Consider the following 1,343-nt stretch of genomic DNA (forward strand, 5'->3'; position numbering starts at 1 on the left):
AACAATCCCCAGGCCCCACGCAATAGAGAGCCCGCCTAACTGGCGGGCTTTTCACTTTTTTTGGGAGGGTCAGGAGACGGACCTCGTTCGACAAATTTGTCAGGAACAAATTTGGACAGCGCGCAGCGCTGGCCCCGTAGCGCGAAGCGCGTAGGGGTGAGCCCCATGGATGGGGCGAACAATCCCCAGGCCCCACGCAATAGAGAGCCCGCCTAACTGGCGGGCTTTTCACTTTTTTTGGGAGGGTCAGGAGACGGACCCCGTTCGACAAATTTGTCAGGAACAAATTTGGACAGCGCGCAGCGCTGGCCCCGTAGCGCGCAGCGCGTAGGGGTGAGCCCCATGGATGCGGCGAACCATCCCCAGGCCCCACGCAAAGAAAAGCCCGCCTAACTGGCGGGCTCTTTATTTTGACCGGGAGGGTCAGGAGACGAGCGGCAAACCCGCACGCCACTATCGCGGCACCAGCATCGGAGTCGCCCCGCTTACAGCGTGCCTCTGGTTAAGGCGGGTCATCACCAGAACGAGCTGTGGATTGTCGAAACTGACGTCGATGCCATCCACTGTCCTGAATGTTGGCAACGGAACCTTGGTCGCCTTGCCAATCGAGTCGATCCTGTAAAGACCATCCGTACCGACGGCCCAGAGTGACCCGCCGCTGGCGGTGAGGCCAAAAAACGCTACGGTCTGCGGCAGTTGTCCACGTTTTCCACCTTTGATGGCGAACGAGGTGCTGAAGGGCTTCTCGAAGAGCGAGCGCACCTCGTCACCACACACCTCGACGATGCCCCCGCGCTCCATAACCAAATGGACGAGCCCAACGGCCACAGCATTGCACCTCGTGTTCCATGGTTCGGTGGCGATGCCGTGGACCGCATCGCATGCAGCGTTCAAAGGGCCGCTGCATAGGTCGCTGCCGTCCCTGCGCTCGATGGCGGTGACGACCCCGCTGGCTTTGTCGATACGTTGCAGTCCGCCGCCCCATTCGCCGGCATTGATAGCGACCAGCAGGGTCGTGCCAGTGTCGTGCATGGCGGTGACGCTACCAAAAGGCAGCTCCGCGGAAAGTTTCGTGATCCGCGCCGAGCCGCTCTTTGCGAGCTGGATGACGCGTGCCGACGTCAGCAGAGTTGTGTCATCAGCGCCGCAATTCATGGCGGCCAGGCCGTCATCCTGGCGTGCCACGGTTGAGGTGGCATGCCATCGTGTTCCATCCCACTGGCGAATCGTCCAGTCACCGGTGTTGGTGCCAGTAATGACCTGAACCCCGGTACCGGTGGCGCAAACGTCAAGAACGGGCTCGGGAAAATCGAGTGTGACGCGCTTATCGGCGTCCTGAGCGA

1 protein-coding gene is annotated in these 1,343 nt (G+C 61.1%); it reads right to left on the reverse strand.

Features of this window, described 5'->3' with window-relative positions:
* Nucleotides 1–453: 453 nt before the first annotated feature.
* Nucleotides 454–1,343 (reverse strand): hypothetical protein (locus AC1DMG_RS22175; RefSeq protein ID WP_477181157.1); only part of this gene is annotated, 890 nt, incomplete at its 5' end.

The sequence above is a fragment of the Dyella sp. 01N36 genome (assembly GCF_056399745.1).